This is a genomic window from Curtobacterium sp. UNCCL17, from assembly GCF_000686685.1.
Taxonomy (GTDB): domain Bacteria; phylum Actinomycetota; class Actinomycetes; order Actinomycetales; family Microbacteriaceae; genus Curtobacterium; species Curtobacterium flaccumfaciens.
Map to the genome: position 1 here is coordinate 13,378 of NZ_JMLI01000017.1, position 17,400 is coordinate 30,777.

The 17,400-nt window shown below is 70.4% G+C and carries 15 protein-coding genes; 8 read left to right on the plus strand and 7 right to left on the minus strand.

Annotated features, from left to right (window positions below):
* Positions 1-63 precede the first annotated feature (63 nt).
* Entirely contained in the window at positions 64-987 is a 924-nt protein-coding gene (locus tag BR70_RS0100265) for an NAD-dependent epimerase/dehydratase family protein (RefSeq protein WP_027464436.1), read from the minus strand.
* Between the two features lie 126 nt (positions 988-1,113).
* Here BR70_RS0100265 and BR70_RS0100270 point away from each other — a divergent pair, with 126 nt between their 5' ends.
* From BR70_RS0100270 to opgC, 4 genes are all read left to right on the plus strand, one after another.
* Positions 1,114-1,905: a TetR/AcrR family transcriptional regulator gene (locus tag BR70_RS0100270; protein ID WP_027464437.1), complete on the plus strand. Its 792-nt coding sequence runs from the start codon at positions 1,114-1,116 to the stop codon at positions 1,903-1,905.
* A 308-nt stretch (positions 1,906-2,213) separates the two neighbouring features.
* Positions 2,214-4,169 carry a glycosyltransferase gene (locus BR70_RS0100275; protein ID WP_231495620.1) on the plus strand — a complete coding sequence of 652 codons (1,956 nt, stop codon included), beginning with the start codon at positions 2,214-2,216 and terminating at the stop codon, positions 4,167-4,169.
* Positions 4,166-4,576: an ATP-binding protein gene (locus tag BR70_RS18775; protein WP_051596482.1), complete on the plus strand. Its 411-nt coding sequence runs from the start codon at positions 4,166-4,168 to the stop codon at positions 4,574-4,576. Before BR70_RS0100275 ends, BR70_RS18775 begins: the two co-directional genes overlap by 4 nt.
* Complete coding sequence (opgC, locus tag BR70_RS0100285; RefSeq protein WP_155896715.1) at positions 4,573-7,062, plus strand: OpgC domain-containing protein; 2,490 nt, start codon at positions 4,573-4,575, stop codon at positions 7,060-7,062. Before BR70_RS18775 ends, opgC begins: the two co-directional genes overlap by 4 nt.
* 72 nt (positions 7,063-7,134) lie before the next feature.
* On the opposite strand, the gene BR70_RS0100290 is transcribed toward opgC, so the two are convergent.
* Genes BR70_RS0100290 through BR70_RS0100310 form a run of 5 tightly spaced genes read right to left on the minus strand, consistent with a single transcriptional unit; the run spans position 7,135 to position 12,184 of the window.
* Positions 7,135-8,238 (minus strand): Gfo/Idh/MocA family protein, encoded by a 1,104-nt coding sequence (locus BR70_RS0100290; protein WP_027464440.1) that lies wholly within the window; start codon positions 8,236-8,238, stop codon positions 7,135-7,137.
* The gene (locus BR70_RS0100295) at positions 8,235-9,068 is read right to left on the minus strand and encodes a ThuA domain-containing protein (RefSeq protein WP_027464441.1); all 834 of its coding nucleotides are present in this window, start codon (positions 9,066-9,068) and stop codon (positions 8,235-8,237) included. Before BR70_RS0100295 ends, BR70_RS0100290 begins: the two co-directional genes overlap by 4 nt.
* Positions 9,069-9,100: 32 nt before the next feature.
* On the minus strand, positions 9,101-9,988 hold the full coding sequence (locus BR70_RS0100300; RefSeq protein WP_027464442.1) for a carbohydrate ABC transporter permease: 888 nt from the start codon (positions 9,986-9,988) through the stop codon (positions 9,101-9,103).
* On the minus strand, positions 9,981-10,946 hold the full coding sequence (locus BR70_RS0100305) for a carbohydrate ABC transporter permease (RefSeq protein ID WP_027464443.1): 966 nt from the start codon (positions 10,944-10,946) through the stop codon (positions 9,981-9,983). Before BR70_RS0100305 ends, BR70_RS0100300 begins: the two co-directional genes overlap by 8 nt.
* 2 nt (positions 10,947-10,948) lie before the next feature.
* Positions 10,949-12,184 (minus strand): sugar ABC transporter substrate-binding protein, encoded by a 1,236-nt coding sequence (locus BR70_RS0100310; protein WP_027464444.1) that lies wholly within the window; start codon positions 12,182-12,184, stop codon positions 10,949-10,951.
* Between the two features lie 201 nt (positions 12,185-12,385).
* Between BR70_RS0100310 and BR70_RS0100315 the strand changes: the two genes are divergently transcribed.
* The 4 genes from BR70_RS0100315 to BR70_RS0100330 all read left to right on the plus strand — a co-directional run bounded on the left by BR70_RS0100315 (position 12,386) and on the right by BR70_RS0100330 (position 16,775).
* On the plus strand, positions 12,386-13,402 hold the full coding sequence (locus BR70_RS0100315) for a LacI family DNA-binding transcriptional regulator (protein WP_027464445.1): 1,017 nt from the start codon (positions 12,386-12,388) through the stop codon (positions 13,400-13,402).
* Between the two features lie 240 nt (positions 13,403-13,642).
* Complete coding sequence (locus BR70_RS0100320; RefSeq protein WP_027464446.1) at positions 13,643-14,962, plus strand: ABC transporter substrate-binding protein; 1,320 nt, start codon at positions 13,643-13,645, stop codon at positions 14,960-14,962.
* On the plus strand, positions 14,959-15,927 hold the full coding sequence (locus BR70_RS0100325; protein WP_171907805.1) for a carbohydrate ABC transporter permease: 969 nt from the start codon (positions 14,959-14,961) through the stop codon (positions 15,925-15,927). Before BR70_RS0100320 ends, BR70_RS0100325 begins: the two co-directional genes overlap by 4 nt.
* Complete coding sequence (locus BR70_RS0100330) at positions 15,927-16,775, plus strand: carbohydrate ABC transporter permease (protein WP_027464448.1); 849 nt, start codon at positions 15,927-15,929, stop codon at positions 16,773-16,775. Before BR70_RS0100325 ends, BR70_RS0100330 begins: the two co-directional genes overlap by 1 nt.
* Positions 16,776-16,870: 95 nt before the next feature.
* Here the strand turns inward: BR70_RS0100330 and BR70_RS0100335 are convergent, their stop codons facing one another.
* Entirely contained in the window at positions 16,871-17,317 is a 447-nt protein-coding gene (locus BR70_RS0100335) for a MarR family winged helix-turn-helix transcriptional regulator (protein WP_027464449.1), read from the minus strand.
* Positions 17,318-17,400 lie beyond the last annotated feature (83 nt).

Consider the following 17,400-nt stretch of genomic DNA (forward strand, 5'->3'; position numbering starts at 1 on the left):
CGGGCGGCGGCTGCGCTTGTTCGGGCGGTGCCGGCGGCCGGCGGCGATGTCGGCGGCGGTGGTTCAGGCCGCGCCGGCGGCCGTGCGGCGGCAGACCTCGTCCCACGGGGTCGGTTCGATGCCGAAGCGTGCCCGGCTCTCGCGGTCGTCGACCACGTACGGCGCGGTCCACTGGTAGGTCAGGTCGGCCAGCTCACGCATCATCGGCGACACGAGCCCGCCGACGCGGAACAGGGCCGCGGGCATCCGGCGTACCGGCACCGCGGGCTTCCCCGCCGCCGTGAGGACGTCGGTGAGGGCCTGGCGCTGCGTCCGCGGGGCGTTGCTCGGCACCATCCACGTGCGACCGTGTGCGCCCTGGTCCTCGGCAGCGGCGACGAGGGTCCGGGCGACGTCGAACACGTCGGTGAAGGTGTGCGGCAGGTCCGTGCGACCGACCATCGACACCGCCCGTCCCCGCAGCGCCGCCGGCAGCACGCGTGTGACGTGCCCGTTCGCGCCGATCCCGGGGCCGAGGTAGTCCGAGGCGCGGACCTCGACGACCCGGACACGGCCGGCGTCGTGCGCGGCGAAGGCATCGGCCCACAGGGTCGCGCGGAGCACCCCCTTGTGGTCGGTGGCAGCGTCCGGCAGTCCCTCGTGCATCGGCCCGTCGACCGGGCCGTACGGGTACAGGTTCCCGGTGATGGCGTAGATCGCCCCGGTGCGTTCGGCCGCGGTGAGCAGTGCTGCGGCGAGCGGGGGCCAGGTGCGCTCCCACTGCGTGTAGTCGCCGGGGTTCGCGCAGTTGTGGAGGACGGCTGCTCCCTCGGCGGCGCGGGAGAGGGCATCGGCATCGGAGGCGTCGAGCGCGAGGTGCTCGACCCCGGCGATGCCCGTGCTGCGACCGGAGCGGGAGACGACGGTGACGCGGTCGCCCCGGACGGTCAACAGTTCCGCGACGTGCCGGCCGACGGGGCCGGCACCGACGACGAGGTGGTGGGTCATGGTCTCCTGCTTCCTGATCGATTCCGAGAGCACTGCTCTCGGAACCGAGCATGACGGTTCGTGGACGCGAAAGCAAGAGCAGTGCTCTCCTTTGTGTGCGCTGCTCTCCCGTGCCAGGATCACCGGATGGCACCCACCGCCCGAGCACTCGCACGGCAGACGGTCACCGCGGAGATCCTGGCTGCGGCGCGCACCCGCCTGACCGGCGAGGGTCCTGCCGCACTCAGCCTGCGTGCCGTCGCCCGTGACGTCGGGATGGTCTCGTCGGCCGTGTACCGGTACTTCCCGAGCCGCGACGACCTGCTGACGGCCCTGCTCATCACCGACTACGACGAGCTCGGCGCCGCGGTCGAGGCCGCCGGTGTCGCGGCCGGACCGACTCCCGGTGCGCGCTGGGTGGCGATGTGCCGGGCGATCCGGGACTGGTCGATCGCGCACCCGGGGGACTTCGCGCTGCTGTTCGGTTCGCCCGTGCCCGGCTACGCGGCGCCGCGGGAGACCGTCGTGCCCGCGACGCGGACGACGCTGGCGCTGGTGCGCGTGGTCGCGGACGCCGTCGGGTCCGGTGCGCCTGGCGCGCCTGGCGCGCCTGGTGTGTCGGGTGCGCCTGGCGCGTCGGGCTCGTCCGTCACGTCGACGCCGGCGGCCGGGAGGCCCGGATCACCCACCGCTCCTCCGGCGGCTCCCGGGGTGGCCGGTCCCGCCGTCGCGGACGGGGTCGCCACCCTGCGCTCGTTCGGCATCACCCTGCCCGACGAGGTCCTCGTCCGCACCCTGATGGCCTGGACGACGGTGTTCGGGACGATCTCGTTCGAGCTCTTCGGACACTTCGTCGGTTCCGTGTCCGACCCGGCCGCCTACTTCGACCAGGTCATCGTGCGTCTAGCGGATGACCTGGGGTTCACCGCCACGTTCTGACGCGCGTGCTGTCCCCAGATCGGGTGCGCTGCCTGACAGAGCACCCGCCCGTGCGGTAGACAGGTCGTCACGCCGAGGTCGTGCCCGATGACCGGAGCGGACGACCGGCACGGTGCCCTCCGGGTCAGCTGCCGGACGGAACCACACTCGGGCGTGCGACGCGGCCGGGGCCCGCGCGGGGATCAGGAGGAACGCTTGCGACGCAGCACGTCCGGCGACGCCGCGGACGGGGAGACCCGGTGACCGCGCTCGACGTCAGCCGACAGGACCGCCGCCGCCTGACCACCGGCACCGCCCGCCGACGCCTGGTGGCCGTGCGGACGGTGGCGCTCCTGGCCTCCCTCGCCGGTGTCAACTACATCGTGTGGCGCTGGGCGGCCTCGGTGAACTGGCACTCGTGGTGGATCGCGGTGCCGCTGATCCTCGCCGAGACCTACAGCGTCATCGACTCCCTGCTCTTCGCCCTCGGGGCCTGGCGGCTCCGGGAGCGCGGCGAACCACCGGCGAAGCCGTCCACCGACGTCACCGTCGACGTCTTCATCACGACCTACAACGAGCCGATCGACCTGGTCGAGCGCACTGCCCGGGCGGCGAAGGCGATCACGCACCCGCACACCACCTGGATCCTCGACGACGGCAACCGCCCCGAGATGCGTGCGGCGGCCGAGGCGCTCGGCATCGGCGTCATCACGCGCGGCGCCGACTGGGTGGACCGGCCCCGGCACGCCAAGGCCGGCAACCTCAACAACGCCCTGCTCGCGACGCAGGGCGAGTTCCTGCTCATCCTCGACGCCGACCAGGTGCCCGACCCGGCGATCCTCGACCGCACCCTCGGGTACTTCAAAGACCCGCGGATGGCGCTCGTGCAGACGCCGCAGTGGTTCGAGAACGTGCCGGACGACGACCCCCTCGGCAGCCAGGCGCCGCTGTTCTACGGTCCGATCCAGCAGTCGAAGGACGGCTGGAACGCCGCGTTCTTCTGCGGGTCGAACGCCATCCTGCGGCGCGAAGCGCTCATGCAGCTCGGCATCTCGCGCTACGTGGCCGAGGTCGAGGCGTCCGTGCAGCGCACCCTCGCCACCTCGCGCAAGCTCCTCGCCCGCTCCCGCGAGACCGAGACCGACCCGCGCGTGCTCGCCGCCCTCGACGACGCCGAGGCCGTGGTGGACCAGGCGCGCGAGCAGGTGCGCGCCGGTGAGCCGCTCGGCGACGTGACGTACGCGTTCCAGCGGGGGATCGACGCCATCGCGTTCCGGTTCGCCGCCGCCGACCTCGAGTCCGTGCGGAACGACCTGCAGGAGCTCGCGGCGATGTCCACCGACGCCAACACCTTCGCCGGTCTCGACGACGCCGCCCTCGACGTGCTCGGCCGGCGTGAGGCCTCACCGGTCGCCGCCATCGAGTCCATCGCGGTGCTCGCCCGTGCCCTCGACGTGAACCGTGACGACGAGGCGCAGCCGATCATGCCGCTGGCGACGATCTCGGTGACCGAGGACATGGCCACCGCGATGCGCCTGCACGGCCTCGGCTGGAAGTCGGCGTACCACGACGAGATCCTGGCGAAGGGCCTGGCCCCCGAGGACCTGCCGACGATGCTCGTGCAGCGACTTCGCTGGGCGCAGGGCACCATGCAGGTGTTCTTCCGCGAGAACCCCCTCGTGCAGAAGGGGCTGTCGTGGGGGCAGCGGCTCATGTACTTCTCGACGATGTGGAGCTACCTGTCCGGGTTCGCCGCGATCGTCTACATCGCCGCCCCGGTGCTCTGCCTGTCGTTCGGGGTCATCCCGGTGCAGGCCTACAGCGTCGACTTCTTCGCACGGCTCATCCCGTTCCTGGTGTTCAACCAGCTGCTGTTCTGGGTGGTGGCCGCCGGCAGACCGACCTGGCGCGGGCAGCAGTACTCGCTCGCACTCTTCCCGATCTGGATCGAGTCGGTGACCAGCGCCTTCCAGAACGTCTACCGGGGCAAGCCGCTCGGGTTCCGCGTCACCCCGAAGGTGCGCGACGAGACCGAGCAGAAGCCGCGTTGGGACCTGGTCAAGCCGCAGCTGTACGCGATGGGTGCCCTGGTGGCCGCGCTGGTCATGATCGGCATCCGCTACCTGACCGGCCAGGCCGAGGGGATCGCGCCGCTCGTGAACACCGCGTGGGTCGTCTTCGACCTGTTCATCTTCAGCATCGTGATCCGGGCCGTCCGGTACCGCGGCCCGGCCACCCCAGCCCAGTCCGAACACGAGTCGAGCACCGCAGGAGGACCCCTGTGAGCACCGAGACCACGTTCGAGGTCGCCGCGACGCCGGACTCCCTCGACGAGGTGCAGGACCGCTTCGCCGCGTGGTGGGACGGCCTGGGCATCGACGACGTGCGGCTCCGCTTCGCGCTCGAGACCGCCCTGGCCGAGGTCGCCGCGAACATCGTCGAGCACACCGTCCGCGCCGACCGGGGGACCGGGCGCCGGTACTCCGTGCACCTCGAGGCCACCGACCGGGCCCTGACCGCGGTGCTGACCGACAACGGGATGCCCGTCGACATCGACCTGAGTGCCGTCACCATGGCCGACGTCGAACAAGAGAGCGGGCGGGGTCTCGCACTCGCCATCGCGGCGCTCGACCGGTTGGAGCACCGGCACGAGCCCGGCCACAACGTCTGGACGCTAGCGTGCGACCGGTGAAGAAGCCGGTGGCCCGCGCGGTCGCCCTCCTCGTCACGATCGCCACGCTCCTGCTCGGTGGTGCGCTGCCGGCGTCGGCTGCGTCCGTGCACCCGGCCGCCGCCGTGCAGCCGGCCGAGGGGTCGACGTGGTTCGGCCCCGACCTCGACTGGGCCAGCGACTCGCCCGAAGGGTACGAGGGGCGGCTCGGCGCGACGCCGTCGATGTACGGGGTCTCCGTCGACTACCCGCTCGACCGCACGGCGAAGCAGGAGCTCCTCCGCTCGGCGCGGGCGGCGGCGACCCAGGGGGCGGTGCTCGTCGTGAGCCTCGAACCCGACCGCGAACTGCGGTCGCTCGACACCGCGGACACCCGCGCCGTCAACACCGTGTTCGAGGACCTGCACGACCAGTACGACACCCAGGTGCTCGTCCGGTTCGCACCGCAGATGAACGGCACGTGGGTCCGCTGGGGCCAGCAGCCGACGGAGTTCGTCCGGGCGTTCCGGGCGCTCGGGACGACCGTGCACGCGGGCACGTCGGACGCGCTCATGGTGTGGTCGCCCGGGTACGGTGCCGGCTACCCGTTCGGCGAGTCCGCCGGGCGGCTGCGGAACCTGTCCCCGGTCGACGTCGCCAAGGCGGACACGAACGGCGACGGACAGCTCACCGGCGCCGACGACCCGTACGGGCCGTACTGGCCGGGGGCGGAAGCGGTCGACTGGGTCGGGCTGTCGATGTTCTCGTACGGCAAGGGCGACCCGACCGAGGCCGCCGGTCGCGCCGTGCCGCTCACCCGCAGCGGTGAGGTCGAGTCCCGGTTCGACGAGGACTGGGGGTACGACCAACCCCAGTCGGGCACGTTCTACGACCGGTTCGCGGCCGCCGACGACCGCCCGATGCTCCTCGACACCGGCGCCCTGTACAACCGCGAGCTGCAGGGCGACGCCGAGCTCCAGGTCAAGCAGAGCTGGTGGCGGCAGGTGCTCGCCGCGGTGCAGGAGCGTCCGCTGATCCGGGGCATGACCGTGCTCGAGGCCGAGCGACGCGAACCCGAGGCCGGCAACCGCGTGGCCGACTGGCGACTCACCGCGGACCCGGGCGTCGCGGAGTCCTTCCGCACCGACCTCGAGCGGTCCGGGGACTTCGCCTTCGGTCCGGTCACCGACCGCGTGACCGTGCAGCAGGGCAACGCCGCGATCTCCCAGGAGTACGAGACCGGCGGCGAGCAGATGGCGTGGATCGTCTGGCTGGCCGCCGGCCTGGCGATCGTCTTCCTGCTGAGCGGGGTGTTCGGCCGGCTCCTGCCGAGCTGGCGCTACCCCGACGACGGCAAGCCCGGCCGTGACCTGCGGCTCGACCTGTTCCGCGGGTTCATCATCCTCGCCGTGGTGATCACCCACATCGAGATCGGCGGGCCGTACTCGTACCTCACGCTGCACGCCGTCGGTGCGATCACCGGCGCCGAGATGTTCGTGTTCCTGTCCGGCATGGTCCTCGGCATGACGTACCCGTTCGCCGTGAAGAAGTTCGGCGAGTGGGCGGCGGCCGTCGGGGCGTGGAAGCGCGCGCGCAAGCAGTACGTCGTCACGCTCGTGGTGATCCTGGTGGTCTTCGCGCTGAGCTTCGTCCCGTTCCTGAACACCGACGCCATCACCACGTTCACCGACCGCGGCACGGGCACCGGCGGTGTCGATGCCGAGGGCCGGGTCTACGACCTGTACCCGAACGCGATGCAGCTGCTCGCCTACCCGCCGCCCTGGTACGCGATCCGGCAGTTCCTGCTGCTCGAGATGGGGCCGTGGCCGTTCAACATCATGGGCCTGTTCGTGGTGCTGAGCCTGTTCATCCCGGTGCTCATCTGGGTGATCCGCCGCGGGTTCTGGTGGGCGCTCCTCGCCGCCAGCTGGGCGCTGTACGTGTTCCAGGCGCTCAACCCCGACTTCCGTCCGCTGAACTCCCAGTTCGAGGCGGTGTTCCCCCTGTTCACCTGGCAGGTGGTGTTCACCCACGGGCTCGTGCTCGGGTACTACCGGCGGCAGATCGTCGGCGCGCTCACCGGGCGGCTCGGCAAGGTCCTGGTCGGCGTCGCCGTCGGCGGGTACGCGGCGTTCCTGGTCTACGTGTGGGCCGGCGACCACTTCGGGTTCACCCCGGTGCCGTTCCCGGCGACGATGTACGAGTCCCTGTACAACACGGCGTACCAGCGGGTGGACCTGCAGTGGGGCCGACTGGTGGACATCGCGTTCTTCGCGGTCGTGTCCTACGCGATCCTCACGGTGTTCTGGAAGCCCATCGCCGCAGCCATCGGCTGGCTCTGGATCCCGCTCGGGCAGGCGAGCCTGTACGTCTTCGTCTGGCAGGTGTTCTTCGCCCTGGCGATCGCGTCGATCCCCGGTGTGCCGTGGGGGGACTTCTGGATCGGTTTCGTGGTGCACACGGCGCTGATCCTGCTGGCCTGGTACATGGTCCGCAAGAAGTTCCTGTTCTCCGTCATCCCGCGCTGATCGCGCGCACGGACGGACAGGAGGCCCGTGGCGGCGTCGCCACGGGCCTCCTGTCCGTCATGCGGTCGCGTCTCAGGACGCGGGCAGCCGCTCGCGCAGGGCGCCGCGGACCGACTCCCACCCGGCCAGGCGGTCGCGGATCGCGTCGTCCTGCTCGGCGGCCAGGGCGTCGCGGTGCGCCTGTTCGAGCACCTCGTCGATGACGACCCGGCGCCCGCTGCGGGCCGAGGTGATGGCCGCGTCGACCATCGTGAGGCTCATCACGTTGCCGTGCACCTCGCCGTCCGGCACCTCGCCGGAGCGGACCGCCCGGACGAAGGACGCCAGCGACCCGGCGATCTCGTGCCCGACCGACGGCGCAGCGGCAGGGGAACCGGGGGTGCCGTCGAGGTCGCTCGAGGGGTCGTGGTCGCCGTCCCAGAGTGCCGTACCAGCCGCTCCGGAGGCACGCCAGTCGCCGTTCCACGAGGTCTCGGCACCCGGCGCGCACCACGAGCCGTCGTAGACGTAGCGGACGTCGTCCTCGAACGTGAAGACGGCTGCGGCGGCCGCGTCGCCCCGGTACCAGGACCACGACGGGTTCCACGACTCGCAGTACACCGACACCGGGTCGCGTTCGAGCACGTACCGGGCGGAGTCGAAGGCGTGGATGGCCATGTCGAGCAGCAGGACGTCGTCCATCTCCTCGCGGAAACCACCGAAGTGCGGCGCCTTCGCGAACCGGGTGCTCAGCCCGCCCACGGCACCGAGGTCGCGGACGTGCTGCCGGAACGCGACGAGCTGGTCGTTGTAGCGGCGGGACTGCGACACCATGAACAGCTTGCCCATGGCCTCGGCGGCGGCGGCGAGCGACAGTGCCTCGGCGACGGTCTGTGCGGCCGGTTTCTCGCCGAGCACGGGGAGCCCGGCCCGGAGTGCCTGCAGCGTGACCGGGTGGTGCGCGACCGGCACGGTGATGTCGAGGACGGCCTCGGCACCGGTCTCGGCGGCCAGTACGGTCAGGTCCGTCCCGACCGGGATCGACGGGTCGCCGGCGTGCTCGGCCCCGGCGCGGGCGGCGTCGAGGTCGAGGTCGACGATGCCGACCAGCTCGACCTCGGGGTCGGCGGCGACGGTGGCGAGCCAGGCCCGCCCCATCCCGCCGGCGCCGACCTGCAGGACGCGGAGGGGGCTCACGCCTGCGCCCCGTCGCGCTCGGCCGTCGGCTCGCTGGCCGCCGGCTCAGCGGTCTCGGGCTCGGCGTCGTCGAACGGGCCGCGGTAGTGCTGCCCGTCGAAGTACTCGCCCAGGTCGTAGCGGCGGAGCGTCGGGATCTCCCGCTCCCGCTCGGGCCGGGCCCACTCGGCGCCGTTCGCGATCACGCGGCGGACGTCCGGGTGGTGGTAGACGGGGAAGTCCTGGTCACCGGGGGAGAAGTAGAAGATCTTCCCGAGGCCGCGACGGTACGTCATGCCGCTCCGGAACACCTCACCGCCGGTGAAGCCCGAGATGAACACGAGCTCGTCGGGCGTCGGGACGTCGAAGTACTCGCCGTACATCTCCTGCTCGGGGATGACGATCGGGTTCGGCACCCCGCGGGTGATCGGGTGCTGCGGGTTGACGGTCCAGACGAGCTCCTGGTCGTGCTCGCTGCGCCAGCGGAGGGTGCACGTGGTGCCCATCAGCTTGCCGAAGATCTTCGACCAGTGGCCGGAGTGCAGGACGAGCAGCCCCATGCCGGAGAGCACGTGCCGGTGCACCCGGTCGACCACGGCGTCGTCGACGTCCTGGTGTGCGGCGTGCCCCCACCAGGTGAGGACGTCGGTGTTCGCGAGGACCTCGTCGGTGAGGCCGTGCTCGGGCTCCTGCATGGTGGCGGTCCGGACGACGGCCTCGGGCAGGTGCTCGCGGATGCCGTCCGCGATCGCGCCGTGCATGCCGTCGGGGTACCGCTCGGCGACGTGCTGCTCGACCTGTTCGTGGACGTTCTCGCCCCAGACGGTGATGCGGAGCGGGGTCGTGGTCATGGTGTGTGCCTCTCGGGGGTGGTGGGACCCGGTCACTTGACTGCGCCGCCGGTGGCCCCGGCGGCGATGAACTTCTGCGCCACGAGCAGCAGCACGATGGCGGGGATCGAGGCCATCACCGCGGCGGCCATGACGGTCGACCAGTCGGCGGTGAAGGTGCCGATGTAGTTGTAGATGCCGAGCGTGATCGGCCGGACGTCCTCGGTGGTGGTGAGGGTCAGGGCGAACAGGAAGTCGCTCCAGGTGAACAGGAACGTGAACAGTCCGGCGGTGATCAGGGCGTTGGCGCTGATCGGCACGACGACCGAGCGGAAGGCCCGGAAGTTGCCGGCACCGTCGACCTTGGCGGCCTCGATGATCGACGGCGGGATGTTCTGCATGAACGCCCGCATGATCAGGATCGCGAAGGGCACGCCCGCGGTGCTGTCGGCCAGGATCAGCCCCGGCACGGTGTTCAGCAGGCCGAGGTCGTTGTACGCCGCGTACAGGGCGTTCGCGACGACGATGCCCGGGATCATCTGCGAGATGAGGATGCCGAACAGCACCGCGTTGATGCCCTTGACCTTGAACTGGGCGAGCGCGTACGACGCCGGCGTCGCGATGAGCAGGCTGACGACGACGCTGCCCAGGGCGATCACCAGGCTCGTGACCAGGGCGCCGCCCTGGTCGGCGATGGCCTGCGCGTAACCGCCGAGCTGCGCGTTGATCGGGAACCAGGCGGCCTCGATCGCGGAACCGGCCGGCTGCAGCGAGATGTTGATCATCCAGTAGACGGGGAACAGCATCACGGCGAGGATCAGGATCCCGACGCCGGACAGCACCCACTGCTTCGCGCTCGTGGGACGGACGGGTCGCCGGGTGCCGCGGGTGACCACCGCGCGGGTCCGGAGGACGTCGTTGGTGGACGCTGCGTCAGTCATCGACGGCCTTCCTGTTGAGGCGGAGGTAGACGATCGCGAACAGGGCGGAGATCACGATGAGGATGTTGCTCAGCGCGGCGCCCTGCCCGAAGTCGAACTGCTTGAACGACAGGTCGTAGGACTGGGTCGCGATGGTCTGGGTGGCGTTCGCCGGCCCGCCGTTCGTCAACCCGAGGATGATGTCGAGCACCTTGATCGTGTAGACGACGCCGAGCACGAGCGTGACGCTCACGACGGGGCGCAGCATCGGCCAGGTGATCGCCCAGAAGGCCTTCCACCCGGTCGCGCCGTCGAGTGCCGCGGCCTCGTACAGCTCGGTGGGGATGTCCTGCAGACCGCCGTACAGGATCGTGGTGTTGAAGGGGATCCCGATCCAGATGTTCACCGCGATGACGGTGATGAGCGCCACGGCGGGGCTCGTCAGCCACGGGACCGACGGGATGCCGAAGGTGCCGAGGAACTGGTTGACGACGCCCGAGTCCTGGTCGAGCATCCACTTCCAGACCGCGCTCGAGACGATGAGCGGCAGCAGCCAGGGCAGCAGGAGCAGCGAGCGCAGGAGGCCGGACAGCGGGAAGTTCCGTCGGAAGAACAGGGCGAGCAGCAAGCCGAGGACGAACTGGCCGACGATCGACCCGATCGTGAACAGCGCGGTGTTGAGCATCGCCGTGCCGAACAGCTGGGACGACACGACCGAGGCGTAGTTCGCCAGGCCGACCCACGGCGCCTCGCCCGTGTAGAACGTCGACGTCGTGTACGCCTGGAAGCTCATGACGATGTTCTTGACCACCGGGTAGCCGAAGAACAGCAGCAGGAACAGGACGGCCGGCAGCAGGAACAGCAGCTGCGCGATCCGTTCGAAGCGCAGCGAGCGGCCCGGGCGGGGCCGCCGGGACGGAGCGGGCGCTCCGTTCCCGGCGGCCCGCCGTGGGGCGACGGGGGTCGCGGTGCTCGTCATGCTCAGTTGCTCGACTGCGCGTTCTGCAGGGCGTCGGCCGGGGAGTCCTGCCCGGTCAGCGCCGACTGCACGGCCGTGTAGATCTTCGTCGCGGCCTTGGGCCAGTCGGCACCGAGCTCGCCGGTGCGGGCGCGGGCGTCGGCGACGAGGTCGACGAACACCTGCTCCTCGGGGACGTCCTTGCCGAACTGCTGCGCGACGTCGGTCTTCGAGGGGATCGTGTACCGCAGCTTCGCCATCGCGAGCTGGTTCGCGTCGCTGTTCATGCAGTCGACGATCTTCGCCGCGACGGCCTGCTTCGCCTTGTCACCGGTGTTCGGGACGGTCCAGACCTCGCCACCGAGCGGGGCCACGGCCTTGTCGCTGGCGGCCTGCACGGGGATCTGGGCGATCCCGTAGTCGACCTTCGACTCCTTCAGACCGGGGATCTGCCACGGGCCGTTGATCATCATCGCGGCCTTGCCGGCCATGAACTGGTCGTTCACGTCGGCCTGGGTCCAGTTCACGACGCTCTTCGACATCGAGCCGTCATCGACCAGGCCCTTCCAGAGCGACAGTGCTTCCTCGGTCTCCGGGGTCGCGATGTCCTTCTCGTCGCCGCCGTTCGACCACATGAACGGCAGGAACTGCCAGGTGCCCTCGTACGTGGCGTTGGCGTCGACGGCGAACCCGTACTGGTCGCCCTTGGTGAGCTTCGCCGCCGCGGACTGCAGTTCGTCCCACGTCTTCGGCGGGGTGACACCGGCCTCGGACAGCACCTTCTTGTTGTAGAAGAGCGCGATGGTGTTCACGGTGGGGGCGAGGCCGTAGACCTTGTCCTCGTAGGTCCCGGCCTGCAGCACGCCCTTGGCGTAGCCGTCGGTCGAGATGTCGTAGTCGGACAGCGGTGACAGTGCACCGGTCTCGGCGATCTGCTGCAGATCCGGGTTGTCGAGCATCAGGACGTCCGGCAGGGTCTTCGACGACGCCTGCTGCAGGACCTTCTGGATGAGCGACGAGCCGGGCACCAGGCTGCGCTTGATGGTGACGTCGTTCTCGGCCCCGCACTTGTCGAGGTACTCGCCGATGACCTTCTTGTCGTTGCCCTGGTTGTAGTAGTCGAGCACGGTGATGGAGTCCACCTTGCCGCCGGAGCTCGCTGACGAGCCGCCGGAGCAGCCGGCGAGGACGAGGGGGACGGCCGCCAGCATGGCGACCGCGCTGAGGACCTGAGGCGTCCTGCGGTGTCGAGGCTTCATTGCTTCGCTCTTCTCTGGATGGTTGCCGGACACGAGTCGAACGTGTCGCTCGTGGATCGGGGACGACCGGACCAGAACCGCTCCGTCGCGTCCCGAGTGGGGTCGAAGCTAGCATCGAAGCGGTTAGATGGTAAAGCGCTTAGACGAACTTTTTCGGGCATGGCCCCCGCTACAGTGAGCGCAACAGGGTGAGGGAGCGGCATGGCGACGATGCAGCAGGTCGCCGACCGGGCGGGCGTCTCGATCGCGACGGTGTCCTTCGTCGTGAACGGGAACAAGCGCGTGTCCGCCGACACCCGTGCCCGGGTCACGGCGGCGATGCGCGAGCTGGGCTACCGCAACAACGTGGTCGCCCGTGCGCTGGCGTCGCGCCGCACCCGGATCCTCGCGCTCGTGTTCCCGGTGCTCGAGCACCGGCTCGGCCAGACCGCGCTGCAGTTCTTCACGAGCGCCGCGAGCCGTGCCTCGGAGCTCGGGTACCACCTGGTGCTCTGGCCGGCGGTGACGACGGCGGACGACGTGCAGGACCTCATCTCGGGCGGTCTCGCCGACGGGGTCGTGGTGATGGAGGTCACGATGCACGACCCCCGGATCGCCCGTCTGACCGAACTCGAGGTCCCGTTCGTCGCGATCGGCCGCACCGCCGACCCCTCGGGCATCTCGTACGTCGACATCGACTTCGAGCGCACCGTCGAGGACGCCCTCGATCACCTCACCGGGCTCGGGCACCGCCGGATCGGGCTCGTGGTCGAGGACCTCGACGGCACCACGATGGCCGACTACGGGCCGAAGGTCCGCTCCGAGGCAGCGTTCCACGCCGGCATCGAGCGCCGCGGCCTGACCGGCACCGTGGTCGCCGCCGGCGCCTCGGCCGAGGGCGGGCGTCGTGCGGCGGCGGACCTGCTGGCGCACGACCCCGACGTCACGGCCGCGATCATCATGAAGGACGACTCGAACTTCGGGCTCGTCAGCGGGTTGCGGGCCGGCGGTCGGCGGGTCCCCGAGGACGTCTCGGTCATCGCGATCGTGTCCTCCGACGGCGCCGGCGCCGCGACCGAACCGGTGCTCACGACGCTGAACGCCCCCGGTCCGGAGCTCGGCCGCCTGGCGGTCGAGTCGCTGGTCGACCGCCTCGAGGGCGGCAGTACCGAGCGCACCCACACGCTCATCCCGTGCGCCCTGCACCTGGCCGATTCGACGGCCCCCGCCCCCGCCTGACCCCCTGCCGGCCTGGAGGCGCGGGTCGGCCCCGCCACGCGCCTCCAGGCCGCCGCCGGCCACCTTTCGGGCTGCGCGACAGTTCGCGGGGCCGCGAGCGCGTGAGGTGTCGTCCACCCCGAAAGGTGCTCGGCGCGGCCGCGCAGGCGGCCGCCCCGCCACCGCCCCAGGCGGACAGGCCAGGCTCCGCCTGGTTGTGTGGACGTACAGGTTCGCAGCACCACACGTCGAGGAGGACGGATGGCAATCGACCGGAGGACGTTCATGCTCGGGGGAGCGGGGGTGCTGCTGCTCGCCGGTTGCTCCACCCGACCCGAGCGCACACGGGTCGAGGACTGGCCCACCGAGCCGCCCGAGGGCGAGGCGACGATCAGCTGGTGGGCCGGTCAGGTCGCCTCGAAGGACGGCGGTGACCTGCGGCGGAGGCTCATCGCCGAGTTCCAGAGGGAGCACCCGAACATCCGGGTCCGGATCGTCAGCGCCCCGAGCGACACCGACACGAACCGCACCAGCCTGACGACCCAGATCGCGGCCGGCAGCAGCACGCCGGACGTCTACCTCGGTGACGTCGCCTGGCCCGGGCAGTTCGCGAAGAACAAGCTCGCGACCCCCGTGAACCAGCTCGTCGGCGAGGACTTCTTCGACCAGTTCCCCGAGGGCCTGCGGCTGGCGGCGAGCGTCGACGGGACCTACTACATGTTCCCGCTGTACATCGACGAGTCGTTCTTCCTGTACCGGAAGGACCTGCTCGCGAAGCACTCCCTGCAGGTGCCGGGGTCGTGGGAGGAAGTGCGCGAGACCGCCGCGAAGCTCGTCGACACCGGCGACGTGTCGTACGGGTTCGCGTTCCAGGGTGACGTGTACGAGGGACTGACCTGCAACGTCACCGAGTTCGTCGCCGACGCCGGCGGGTCCCTGCTCAACGACGACCTCACGAAGCCCGAGACGACGAGCTCCGAGACCAAGCGCGCGTTCGAGTTCATGCGGTCGCTGGTGACCTCGGGAGCGTCGCCACGGGCCACCCTGACGTACCAGGAGCAGGACACCAACGACGCCTTCTCCGGCGGCCGCGCGGCGTTCCTCCGCAACTGGTCGTACGCGTGGGGGATCGCGAACGGCCCGGACAGCCGGGTCGCCGGCAAGGTGGGCCTCGCCGCCCGGCCGACGTTCGACGGCATGGACGAGCACCACTCGACGATCGGCGGTTGGGGGAACTACATCAACCCGCACACCCAGGAACCCGCGGCGGCACTGACCTTCGCGCGCTGGATGTCGAGCGAGACCGCGCAGCAGTTCCTGACCCGCGAGGGCGGGGTCCTGCCGGCCCGGTCGGCGAGCCTCGTCAGCGCGGACGCGAAGCGCCAGGAGCGCCCGACGTACGACACGGCGGCCGGCATCACGCTCGTGCCCCGCCCGACCTCGACGGCCTACTACCCGAAGGTCTCGCAGGGCGTCTACCAGAACGGCAACAGCATCCTCGGCGGACAGGCGTCCGTCGACGGTGGCACCAGCGCGATGGCCTCCGCCATCTCGCTCGCCCTGCAGGGGGCGGCGCTGTGAGCGCCGGCACGGCGACACGACCGGCACGGCCTGGAGGAACGGGTCGCGTCGATCCGCCGCCCCGGCCGACGGGGCGGTCGCGTCTCGACCGCATCCGCTCGCGGGGCGCGTGGGGCTTCGCGGCCCCGGCGCTGCTGGTGGTCGCGGCGGTGACGATCTTCCCGGTCGTGTACTCGGTCGTCCTGAGCTTCGCGGACGTCGAGGTCGGGTACGAGGGCTTCACGATCCAGTCGTTCGGGTTCGACAACTACGCGGCCCTGCTGCAGAGCGCCGACTGGTACCGGGCGCTCGGCTTCACGGTGCTCTACACGGTGGTGACGGTGTCGGTCGAGCTCGTGCTCGGCATGCTCGTCGCGCTGGTGCTCGAACGCCTCGGGGCCACCCGCGGCTGGATGCTCGCGCTCATGCTCATCCCGTGGTCGCTCGTGACCATCGTGAACGCGCAGCTGTGGAAGTACATCTACGACAGCACCTACGGCGTCGCGACGTGGTTCTTCGGGTTGTTCGGGGACGCCCCGGTGATCCTCGGCGAACCGGTGCCCGCGATCACCGGGCTGATGGTCGCGGACATCTGGAAGACGACGCCGTTCGTCGCGATCATCCTGCTCGCCGGACTCGTGCAGATCTCCGAGGACCACTACGAGGCCGCCGAGCTCGACGGCGCGAGCACCTGGCAGACGTTCTGGCGCGTGGTGCTGCCGCAGCTCACCCCGACCCTGACGATCGCGGTGCTGTTCCGCATCCTGCAGGCGTTCGGCGTCTTCGACCTGCCGTTCGTGCTGACGAACGGCGGCCCGGGCACCGCCACCCAGTCGCTCGCGATCATGGGCTACAAGGTGCTCTTCCAGGACATCAACATCGGACCGGGCGCGGCGATCGCGACCTCCACCGCGGTCATCGTCGCGGCGGGGTGTCTGCTGTTCCTCCGGGCGTTCCGGAACCAGGCGAAGGGAGGGGACGACTGATGCCCCGTCAACGTGTGCGCAAGGGCTGGCGGAAGTGGGTCAACACCGTCAACGTCAGCGGTGTCGTCATCGCGGTGCTCACCGCACTGCCGCTCTACTGGCTCGTCACGACGTCGCTCAAGCCGGCGTCCGAGATCGGGCAGTCGCCGCCCACCGTCTGGCCGCAGTCGTTCACCTTCGACAACTTCGTGGTGGCGTTCCGCGACAACGCGCTCGGCCAGTACATGGTGAACAGCGTCATCGTGTCGGTGTCGACCACGGTGATCGTGCTCGCGCTGGCGTTCCTCGCCGGGTACGCCCTGGCCGGCCGGTTCATCCGGGGGCGCACGGCGATCATGACCTCGCTGCTCATGCTGTCGGTGTTCCCCGCGATCGCGGTGCTGACGCCGCTGTACCTGCTCGAGCGCAACCTCGGGCTGCTCAACTCGTACCCGGGCCTGATCGTGCCGTACGTGGCCTTCAACCTGCCGTTCGCCATCTGGATCATGCGGAACTACCTGCAGGGGATCCCGTCGACGATCGAGGAGGCGTCCGAGATCGACGGCGCCGGGGCGTGGCGGACCGTGCTGTCGGTGATCCTGCCGATGGCGAAGCCGGGCCTGTTCACGGTCGGCGTCTTCACCTTCACGGCGTCGTGGAGCGAGTTCCTGATGGCGCTGACCTTCAACAGCGAGAACTCGTTCCGGACGATCCCGGTCGGCATCGCGCTCTTCGGGACGCAGTTCACGGTGCCGTTCGCGCAGATCTTCGCCGCGAGCGTCGCTGCGACGGTGCCGATCGTCATCCTGGTGCTCGTGTTCCGCCGCTCGATCGTGTCCGGCCTGACCTCCGGAGCCGTCAAGGGGTGACCGGTGTCCGGCATACGGAGATAGGTAGGGAACTTACCTAGCTGCGCATGCTGGACATTCGTCCGGGCGGCGTCCTGACCGCCCGTACCCTGCCGTCAGGGGCTCGGTGCGCCGAGATCGACGGCTGCGACGATGCGGTCGATGATCCGCACGAACCTGGCCCGCTCCCGTTCCGAGAAGGAGGCCATCAGGTCGTGCAGGTGCTTGTTCGTGCCGTCCATCGCGCGCGCGTAGTCGCGGCGGGCAGCATCGGTCAGCTCGATGTACCGGCTGCGGCCGTCGTCGGGGTTGGGGACACGGCTGATGTGTCCGCTGTGCTCGAGTCGGTCCACCATGCCGGTGATCGCCGGGCCGGTGAGCCCCAGGTGCTTCGACAGGTCCTTCACGCGCACCGTCCGGCCCGCTTCCTCGGCGCGCGAGACGAACTGCAGCAGCGTCAGGTCGCCGCCGGAGACGCCGAGCTCGTCGCGCAGCCGACCCCGCAGTTCGGAGACCGCGGCCTCGAGCCGGGTCAGCGCCGCGTTCAGGTCGACATCGCTCACGACAATGCCCCCTTCGCACGGGTCTCGTCCGGGTCACGATACGCCGCAGTCACCGCCCCAGCGTATCCACATAACGCGGAGCG